This window comes from Caballeronia sp. M23-90 (genome assembly GCF_053574605.1).
Window position 1 is genome coordinate 1 of the sequence record NZ_JBSIPA010000270.1, and the last position, 8,973, is coordinate 8,973.

At 59.6% G+C, this 8,973-nt stretch carries 8 protein-coding genes, 1 pseudogene and 1 riboswitch; of the genes and pseudogenes, 7 read left to right on the top strand and 2 right to left on the bottom strand.

The window, feature by feature from the left end:
• Positions 1 to 182: pseudogene (locus ACRXB1_RS22945) on the top strand (flagellar filament capping protein FliD); the annotation flags it as partial.
• Positions 183 to 194: 12 nt separating this feature from the next.
• Positions 195 to 494 carry a flagellar protein FliT gene (locus ACRXB1_RS22950; protein WP_061998260.1) on the top strand — a complete coding sequence of 100 codons (300 nt, stop codon included), beginning with the start codon at positions 195 to 197 and terminating at the stop codon, positions 492 to 494.
• 142 nt (positions 495 to 636) lie between these two features.
• On the opposite strand, the gene ACRXB1_RS22955 is transcribed toward ACRXB1_RS22950, so the two are convergent.
• Positions 637 to 1,647 (bottom strand): sodium:calcium antiporter, encoded by a 1,011-nt coding sequence (locus tag ACRXB1_RS22955; RefSeq protein ID WP_062168747.1) that lies wholly within the window; start codon positions 1,645 to 1,647, stop codon positions 637 to 639.
• 97 nt (positions 1,648 to 1,744) lie between these two features.
• Positions 1,745 to 1,916, bottom strand: a riboswitch (yybP-ykoY riboswitch).
• 252 nt (positions 1,917 to 2,168) lie between these two features.
• Between ACRXB1_RS22955 and ACRXB1_RS22960 the strand changes: the two genes are divergently transcribed.
• On the top strand, positions 2,169 to 3,755 hold the full coding sequence (locus ACRXB1_RS22960; RefSeq protein ID WP_449493318.1) for an ABC transporter substrate-binding protein: 1,587 nt from the start codon (positions 2,169 to 2,171) through the stop codon (positions 3,753 to 3,755).
• Between the two features lie 52 nt (positions 3,756 to 3,807).
• Here the strand turns inward: ACRXB1_RS22960 and ACRXB1_RS22965 are convergent, their stop codons facing one another.
• Complete coding sequence (locus ACRXB1_RS22965; RefSeq protein WP_449493319.1) at positions 3,808 to 4,887, bottom strand: MBL fold metallo-hydrolase; 1,080 nt, start codon at positions 4,885 to 4,887, stop codon at positions 3,808 to 3,810.
• A 111-nt stretch (positions 4,888 to 4,998) separates the two neighbouring features.
• Between ACRXB1_RS22965 and ACRXB1_RS22970 the strand changes: the two genes are divergently transcribed.
• The 4 genes from ACRXB1_RS22970 to ACRXB1_RS22985 form a co-directional block, all read left to right on the top strand.
• Entirely contained in the window at positions 4,999 to 5,451 is a 453-nt protein-coding gene (locus tag ACRXB1_RS22970) for a MerR family transcriptional regulator (RefSeq protein WP_449493320.1), read from the top strand.
• 86 nt (positions 5,452 to 5,537) lie between these two features.
• The gene (gene aceK / locus ACRXB1_RS22975) at positions 5,538 to 7,340 is read left to right on the top strand and encodes a bifunctional isocitrate dehydrogenase kinase/phosphatase (protein ID WP_449493321.1); all 1,803 of its coding nucleotides are present in this window, start codon (positions 5,538 to 5,540) and stop codon (positions 7,338 to 7,340) included.
• Positions 7,341 to 7,370: 30 nt separating this feature from the next.
• A complete protein-coding gene (gene can / locus ACRXB1_RS22980; RefSeq protein WP_062168736.1) occupies positions 7,371 to 8,156 on the top strand; it encodes a carbonate dehydratase in 786 nt (261 codons plus the stop codon).
• The coding region (locus ACRXB1_RS22985; RefSeq protein ID WP_449493322.1) for an acetyl-CoA C-acyltransferase at positions 8,149 to 8,973 on the top strand (825 nt) is incomplete at its 3' end. The genes can and ACRXB1_RS22985, both read left to right, overlap by 8 nt.

Below are 8,973 nucleotides of genomic sequence, written 5' to 3' on the forward strand. Positions count from 1 at the left end.
TGAAAAGCCTGAGCGACCAGCAAACGGCACTCACGGCATACGCCGCGCAGTTGACGACTTCGTACAACGCGCAATTCACGGCGCTGAACACGCTGATGTCGCAATCGACAAGCAACGCCAGCTACCTCACGCAGTTATTCGGCGGCACGGACAGCGCGGGCGCACTCGCGACCAACAAGTAAGGGAGCAAAGCGATGAACCAGCAAGAACTGATCGCGCAGGCGTGGGCGCTGACGGAAGCCATCGAAAATGCAGCCGCCGATAACGACTGGCCCCGCGCCGCCGAACTCACGCAAACGCGTTCGCCGCTCCTGATGGGCTTGCAAGCCGACCAGCCCGCCGATGCCATGGTCATCATCCGCCGGATCCAGGCGAGCATTGCGACGATCATGAACGTGGCGACATCGGCGGAAACGGCGTTGATGAGGAATCACCGGCAAGCGATGAACCAGGCGAGCGCCGCCAGCCGGTATCAGCAGGCAGCACGACTCTGATGCGGCAGTGAAGAGACAACGCAGGACAACAACAGATGCGCGGTAAGTGCGACGCGCAATGTGATTGATGCCCGCTTCGGCGGGCTTTTTTTTGCGCGCGAACTGGCGGCATGCCGAGGCGCACGCCGCCACCTGCGATGACTTACCGTCCCAGCGTCAACCCGAGATAAAGCGCGTACAGGCCGCCGTTCACGAGCAGCGCCCATAGCACGATCCCGCCTTTTCTCGCGTTGAACCGCAGCCATGCGGCGGCGGCAAGCGTGATGAAAACGCCGGTCAGCACTTCAACGCGCGGTTCCCAAGGCGTCAGCATGATGCCGATACCCGGCAGCAACGTGCCTTGAAACACCATTGCGCCGGTGATGTTCCCGAACGCGAGCGTGTCCTTCCCGCGCCGCGCCCAGATGATGCTGTTCACCTTTTCGGGCAGTTCGGTCGCGATCGGGATGATGATCAGCGAAAGCAGCAACGCCGAAATCCCCAGCACATGCGACACACCTTCAACGCCCGCGATAAACCCCTTCGCCCCGCCAACTAGCAGTGCAACGCCGATCAGCATCTGTAGCGCAATGGTCGCAAGCGTCGTCGGCAAGCCCACACGCGCGATCAGCAGGCGCTCGGGGGCCTCGGTGCCGTGCCCTTTCTCGACCAGACTGGCCGATGCGCGAAACGTCGTGATCACATACACCACATACACGCCGACCAGGCCGACGGCGAACAAGGCGCGCACGGGCCACGCGTGATGCGGGACGAACATCGCGCCGGCTGCAATCATGAACGCGCAGAGGAAGAAGTTGAGATCGCGGGTAAAACCCGTGTGTTCAGGCGTGACCAGACCCTTCAGGCCGCGCGTCTTGATCACGGCAATGGCCATCAGGCAGGTGGAAAGCGTCGCGAGCATCAGCGGCGCGCCAAGAATGGCGCCGACGCCGATTTCCTCGTTGACCGAACGATTTGCCGAGGCGCCCAGCAACGCGATGATCGGCACGGTGGTTTCAGGCAATGCCGTGCCAATGGCCGCAAAGAGCGAACCTGTGACGCCTTCGGAGATACCGAGTTTTTCGCCGAGATGCTCGAGTGCATTGGTGAACAATTCCGATGCCGCCAGAATCACCACGAGCATGAGTGCGAGTTGCAGGAAGAGCATGGTCATGCCGCACCTCGCAACGAAGGGTACTGGCGACCGCTGCGCAAGGAGAGGCTTGTGACCGGAGTGGGGTATTTTTGTTTTGGAGACACGATGATTTCACGGTCGGACGTCAGCGAACCAGGGTGCTATCCCGCGCCGTCCGACCGTGAACGACAAGATGCACCCATGGTCTCGCCAAACCTGACCGGTCGAACGCGCCACGGCACCAGCCGAGTATGTTGACGCGTCCTCCTCCCATTGCGGAAGGAAGGCTACTCCCCAAAGACGGGCATGAGTTTAGCGTGGGGCTACGGATTAGGCAAGGCGACGCAGCCGGGCGGGATCGGTCCCATATCGATATCCCCAATCGGTCGTTGTAGCGGAAATAACGTTTCAGTAAGCTACGCCGACGCGGGTTTGTTGCGCAGGACCGTGCGCCGGAGCGCGCCGTACAATAAGTCGCAACGAGTCGCAACGCTGCCTGCATCGAAAAATGACGAAAATTAACCGACTAACCGACAACAGCATCAAAAACGGGAGATTCCATGCGCTTCAGAATGCTCGCAGCCGCAGTCCTGGCCGTAATACCGATGCTCGCGATAGCAAAACCGCTTACCGTGTGCACGGAGTCGAGTCCCGACGGCTTCGATGTCGTGCAGTTCAACTCGCTCGTGACGACCAATGCATCGGCGGATGTGATCTTCAACACACTCGTCTCCTACGATGAAGTCGCGAAGAAGGTCACGCCCGCGCTCGCCGAGAAGTGGGATGTGAGCGCCGACGGCCTGACCTACACGTTTCACCTGCGCCCGAACGTGGCATTCCAGAGCACGGATTACTTCAAGCCATCGCGGAAATTGACGGCCGATGACGTCGTGTTTTCGTTCGATCGCATGCTTTCGGACAGCAACCCGTGGCACAAGGTGGCGGGCGCAAGCGGCTTTCCGCATGCGCAATCGATGGGTCTGGTGAAGCTGATCAAGTCGGTATCCAAGGTCGATGACAATACCGTGACGTTCGTGCTGAACACGCCGAACGCGACCTTCGTGCCCATTCTGACGATGGGTTTTGCATCGATCTATTCGGCCGAATACGCCGATCAATTGCTCAAGGCCGGCAAGGAAACCGATCTGAACGCGAAACCCATCGGCACGGGTCCGTTCGTATTGAAGAGTTATACCAAGGACGCCGTGATCCGCTACGACGTGAACCCGGCCTACTGGGGCGCGAAGCCGAAGGTCGACCGGTTGATCTATGCAATCACGCCCGACGCCTCCGTGCGCGCGCAGAAAATCAAGGCGGGTGAATGCCAGATCGCGTTGTCGCCGAAGCCGCAGGATGTGATCGATGCGAAGAAAGGCGGCTCGATCAAGGTCGTCGAAACGCCGGCGTTCATGACGGCGTTCGTGGCGCTGAATACGCAGAAAAAGCCGCTCGACAACCCCAAGGTCCGCCAGGCGCTGAACGAGGCATTCGATCGCACGACGTACCTGAAAACGGTCTTCGAGAACACGGCGACGGCCGCCGTGAATCCGTTCCCGCCGAACACGTGGAGCTATGACAAGCAGGTGACGCCGTACGCGTATTCGGTCGATCGCGCGAAAAAACTCCTCGCCGATGCAGGCTATCCCAATGGCTTCGATACGACCATCTGGGTGCGTCCGAACGGCAGCGTGCTGAATCCGAACCCGAAGGCCGGCGCAGAATTGCTGCAGGCGGACTTGGCGAAGATCGGCGTGAAGGCGCAGGTCAAGGTGATCGAATGGGGTGAGCTGATCAAGGAAGCGAAGCAAGGCCAGCACGACATGTTGTTCATGGGGTGGGCTGGCGACAATGGCGATCCGGACAACTATCTCTCGCCGCTGTTCAGTTGCGCCGCCGTGCGCTCGGGCATCAACTTCGCGCGTTTTTGCGACCCGACGCTGGATCGTTTGATCGATGAAGGCAAGGCATCGGCGGATATCGGCAAGCGGACCAAGGCTTATACCGAAGCGCAGCAGATCATCCACGACCAGGCGCTGTGGATTCCGCTCGGCTATCCGACCGCGTCCGCGCTGACGCAAGCCAACGTGAGCGGGTATCGGGTCAGTCCGTTTGGACGGCAGAACTTTTCGACCGTATCCGTGCAGTAAGCGTTGTTGCTCTTTGAAAAACCGGGCGCCCTATAAAAAGCGCCCGGTTTTTTCATGCCGGCGCGAAACGGATTACGCCATCGTCTTCATTCGTACGACGCACCAGTTCACCTTTCAGCCAGAGCAAGTGCAAATGCGCCAGCGCTTCGCCGAGCGCAAAAGTCATCTGGTGTACATCGAGCGGACGCTTGAACATGATCGGCACAATGTCCGCCGCGCTTTGCGGCTTCGCCGCGCACGCCTCGTGCACTTCTGCGAGCCGCGCCGCGTGATGGTCGCGAAGCTGCCTGATACGCGTATGCATGCCGCGAAACGGCTTGCCGTGGGAAGGCAGGACAAGCGCATCGGCGGGTAACGCTTCGTATCGGCCGAGGGATTCCAGGAACAGCGCCACCGGATTGCTCTCCGGTTCGATAGCAAACACGGACACATTCGTCGAAATGCGCGGCAAGACCATGTCCCCGGAAATCAGCACGTTGGTCTCCGCGCAATAGAACGCGCAATGTTCGGGCGAATGACCGAAACCCGTTATTACTTCCCAGTCGCGCCCGCCAATCCTGACCATGTCGCCGTTGCGCAGTCGGCGGAAATGCTGCGGTATGGATGGAACGAGCTTCGGGTAATACGTATCGCGTTTGCGTAACGCTTCGAGCGATGCCGGGTCCCTCATGCCATGTCGCGCGAAGTGCTGTGCGGCGCGCTCGCCGCCTGCATCCGATCCGTCGCCGCTGGACATGACGCGGCCCATTGCATATTCGCCGTGCGACATCCAGAGTCTTACCGGACCCCAGCGCTTTTGCTCGCCGCCATTGCAAATCCAGTCGGCGAGGCCCAGATGATCCGGATGGCAATGCGTGACGATCACACGCAAAACCGGCAAGCCGTCGAGCAACGTACCGAAGACGCTTTCCCAACTGGCGCGGATGGTTTCGTCTGAAATACCGCAATCGATGACGGTCCAGCCCTTTACGCCATCGATTTCATCGCGCATGACCCAGACGTTGACGTGATCGAGCGCGAACGGCAGCGGCATGCGTACCCAAAAGACGCCGGGCGCGACTTCCATCGCCCGGCCGGGTTCGGGAAGCCGGTCGGCGAAAACGTAATCCAGTTGTTGTTCGAGCGGATTCATGCGGGTCGGTCTCCGGGTTGTCGATTCTTGCAATGCCGCCAAGTTGACGCTAACGTTAACTTGTATTTTACAGCGGTTGTCAAAAGCCGTTCAGCGCTTCCCTACTTTCAAATGACCGACACGCGTTACACCATCACCGAACTGGCTGGTGAATTCGACATCACGCCCCGCGCGATCCGTTTCTATGAGAATCAGGGTTTGCTCACGCCGGCGCGCGAAGGCACGAACGGTGTGCGGCGCGTTTATTCGGCGCGCGACCGCACGCGCCTGAGGCTGACGCTGCGCGGCAAGCGGCTCGGGTTTACGCTGTCGGAAATCAGCCGGCTGCTCGATCTCTACGATTCACCCACGGGCACCGTCGCGCAGTTGCACGCGTTCCTGGACACGATCACGGAACATCGCGCGGTGCTGGAGCGGCAACTGGAAGACCTGAACGCGACGCTCGCCGAGCTTGCTGCGTACGAAACGCAAGGCCGTGCGTTGCTTTCGGCGAGTGCTGAAAAGCGCGCACGCAAGATGGCTGCGGCTTCTCCGGCCACGGAGAAACGCGCGAAGGCGGTATGAACGGCCGTGGCGATACAATATCGCCCGGTTTGAATGCACAGGGAGTAACGCACCTCACGCGACACCACACGAAGTGCAGGGTCGATATGAATCACTTTCCCAGATTGCTGTCGTCGCAGATTGGCTTCGATGTCGCGCAAACGCTGCTCGAAGGGTTCGATCGTCACTATCGCGTTTTCAGCGATGCTGCGATCGCAGCGAAGCATTTATTCGAAGAAAGCGACTGGCATGCGCTGCAACGCCTGGCGCGCGAGCGCATCACGTCCTACGACGATCGCGTGGAAGAATGTGTGACGCGTCTGCAGGACCAATACGACGCAGAGAACATAGACGATGAAGTCTGGCAGCAGATCAAGCTGCATTACATCGGCTTGTTGACGACGCATCGGCAACCCGAATGCGCCGAGACGTTTTTCAACTCCGTGTGCTGCAAGATCCTGCACAGGTCGTATTTCAATAACGACTTCATCTTTGTGCGGCCGGCCATATCGACGGAATACATCGAGAACGATGAACCCGCCGCCAAGCCGACGTATCGCGCGTATTACCCAAAGAAGGACGGGCTCGCTGCAACGCTCGCGCGCATTGTCACGAACTTCCAGCTCGAGCCTGCATTTGAAGACCTCGAACGCGATGTTCAATGCGTCATGCGAGCCATCACCGAGGCATTAGGCGAGTTCGAGGCGGCACCGAATTTCCAGATCCACATGTTGTCGTCCCTGTTCTTCCGCAACAAGGCGGCGTACATGATCGGGCGGATCATCAACGGCGACCTGATCCTGCCGTTCGTCTTGCCCGTGCGTCACGCGCAACCAGGTCTGCTCGCCCTCGATACGGTCCTGTTGCAACGCGAACAAGTGCTGATCCTCTTCAGCTTTTCGCATTCGTACTTTCTCGTGGATATGGAGGTGCCGTCGGCGTATGTGCAGTTCCTGCGCACCATCATGCCGGGCAAAGCGAAGGCGGAGATCTATACATCCGTGGGACTGCAGAAGCAGGGCAAGAATCTGTTCTATCGTGACTTGCTGCATCACCTCTCGCATTCCAGCGATAAATTCACCCTTGCGCCGGGCATCAAGGGCATGGTCATGCTGGTGTTCACGTTGCCATCGTTCCCCTATGTGTTCAAGCTGATCAAGGACAACTTCCCGCCGCCGAAGGAGACCACGCGCGAGAAAGTCGAGGACAAGTACCGGCTGGTGAAGCGCCATGACCGGCTGGGGCGCATGGCCGACACGCTCGAATATTCGAGCGTCGCGTTGCCGTTAGCCCGTCTGGACGATGCATTGCTCAAGGAACTCAGGAAAGAAATCCCGTCGATGATCGAATACGAAGGCGACAAGCTCGTGATCCGGCATTTGTATATTGAACGCCGCATGACGCCGCTGAACCTGTATTTGCAGAACGGCACGCCACACGAGATCGAGCATGGCATCAGGGAGTACGGCGACGCCATCAAGCAACTGATGCAGGCGAACATCTTTCCCGGCGACATGCTGTACAAGAACTTTGGCATCACGCGGCACGGCCGCGTGGTGTTCTACGATTACGATGAAATCGAATACCTGACCGATTGCAACGTGCGCCATGTGCCGCAAGCGCGCACCGAAGAAGAGGAAATGTCGGGCGAGCCGTGGTACACCGTCGGGCCGCACGATATTTTTCCGGAAACGTATGGAACGTTCCTGCTCGGCGATCCGCGAGTGCGCGACGTCTTCATGAAACACCATGCCGATTTCTTCGATCCGGCTCTCTGGCAAAAGCATAAGGAACAGATCCTCAACGGCGAACTCGCCGAGTTTTTCCCCTACGAACGCAGCAACCGTTTCAGCGTTCGCTATCCCGAGCGTTTTCTGAACGGCGCACCTGCCGCATGCGCCGCCGCATGAAACCCGCGTGACCTACCAGCACTGAATGCCATGTCAAACATCGACAATACTGAAAATCCAGACAGCAACCCGCTCTCGCATTTGTTCAACAACAACCTGCAATGGGTCGAGCGCAAACTCTCCGAAGATGCCGAGTATTTCTCTCGCTTGGCTCATCAGCAAGCGCCCGAATACTTGTGGATCGGCTGCTCCGATTCGCGCGTACCGGCGAACCAGATCATCGGCTTGCCGCCGGGTGAAGTGTTCGTGCACAGGAACATCGCGAACGTGGTGGTGCACTCGGACCTCAATTGTTTGTCGGTGATCCAGTTTGCCGTTGATCTGCTGAAGGTGAAGCACATCATGGTCGTCGGCCACTACGGTTGTTCCGGCGTGGGTGCGGCGCTCGTTGGAACGCGTGTCGGTCTTGCGGACAACTGGCTGCGTCACGTACAGGACGTACGCGACAAACACGCCTCGCTGCTCGAAGAATGGCCAATGGGCATCGCCAGGAATCGCCGGCTTGTGGAGCTGAACACGATCGAGCAAACGGTCAACGTGTGCCACACGACCATCCTGCGCGATGCATGGGCGCGTGGTCAGGAAATCACCGTGCACGGCTGGACCTACGGCGTTCACGACGGCCGCGTGCGCAACATGGGCATGATGATCAGCGGGCCGGACGAGGTCGAGCCGACCTATCAGCATTGCATCGCGGCGCTGGCTCGCGGCGGTGCGCATTCAGCGGAAAACGATGTACTTGCCTCGGATGCCGCCCGTCTCGGCGATGTCCCCGCCATTGTGGAAGGTGTGATCAAGGAGCTGAAGCATGAATGATTCCGTAGCTGATCCTGTAGTAATCGTCTCGGCTGCGCGCACGCCGATGGCCGCCTTCCAGGGCGACTTCGCAAGCGTTACAGCGCCGCAACTAGGCTCGGTCGCGATCCGCGCAGCCGTTGAACGTGCAGGGCTGAAACCCGAGCAGATCGAGGAAGCCGTGATGGGCTGCGTGCTGCCCGCGGGTCTCGGACAAGCGCCCGCGCGCCAAGCTGCGCTCGGCGCGGGTTTGCCGTTATCGACCGGAAGTACGACCGTCAACAAGATGTGCGGCTCGGGCATGCGCGCGGCCATGTTCGCGCACGACATGCTGCTCGCCGGTTCCCACGATGTAATCGTCGCAGGCGGCATGGAAAGCATGACCAATGCCCCGTACCTGTTGCCGAAAGCGCGCGGCGGCATGCGCATGGGTCACGGCCAGGTGCTCGATCACATGTTCCTCGATGGCCTCGAAGACGCGTACGAAAAAGGCCGGCTGATGGGCACGTTTGCCGAGCAATGCGCGGGTTCGTACAAGTTCACGCGGGAGGCGCAGGACGCATTTGCCATCGAATCGCTCAAGCGCGCCAAGCGCGCGAACGAAGACCGCTCGTTCGACTGGGAAATTGCGCCGGTGACGGTATCGGGCCGCAAGGGCGAGACGGTTATCGATCACGATGAACAGCCGGCAAAGGCGAACATCGAAAAGATTTCGACGCTCAAACCCGCTTTCGCGAAGGACGGCACCGTGACGGCGGCGAATGCATCGTCCATTTCCGATGGCGCCGCCGCGCTCGTGATGATGCGCGAATCGACGGCCAGGCGGCTCGGCGTGACA

Bases quoted from the DNA above. Each gene is read 5' to 3' on its own strand.
- ACRXB1_RS22960 (WP_449493318.1), top strand. From the start codon at position 2,169: ATGCGCTTCAGAATGCTCGCAGCCGCAGTCCTGGCCGTAATACCGATG.
- ACRXB1_RS22970 (WP_449493320.1), top strand. From the start codon at position 4,999: ATGACCGACACGCGTTACACCATCACCGAACTGGCTGGTGAATTCGAC.
- aceK (WP_449493321.1), top strand. From the start codon at position 5,538: ATGAATCACTTTCCCAGATTGCTGTCGTCGCAGATTGGCTTCGATGTC.
- ACRXB1_RS22950 (WP_061998260.1), top strand. From the start codon at position 195: ATGAACCAGCAAGAACTGATCGCGCAGGCGTGGGCGCTGACGGAAGCC.
- can (WP_062168736.1), top strand. From the start codon at position 7,371: ATGTCAAACATCGACAATACTGAAAATCCAGACAGCAACCCGCTCTCG.
- ACRXB1_RS22965 (WP_449493319.1), bottom strand. From the start codon at position 4,887: ATGAATCCGCTCGAACAACAACTGGATTACGTTTTCGCCGACCGGCTT.
- ACRXB1_RS22955 (WP_062168747.1), bottom strand. From the start codon at position 1,647: ATGACCATGCTCTTCCTGCAACTCGCACTCATGCTCGTGGTGATTCTG.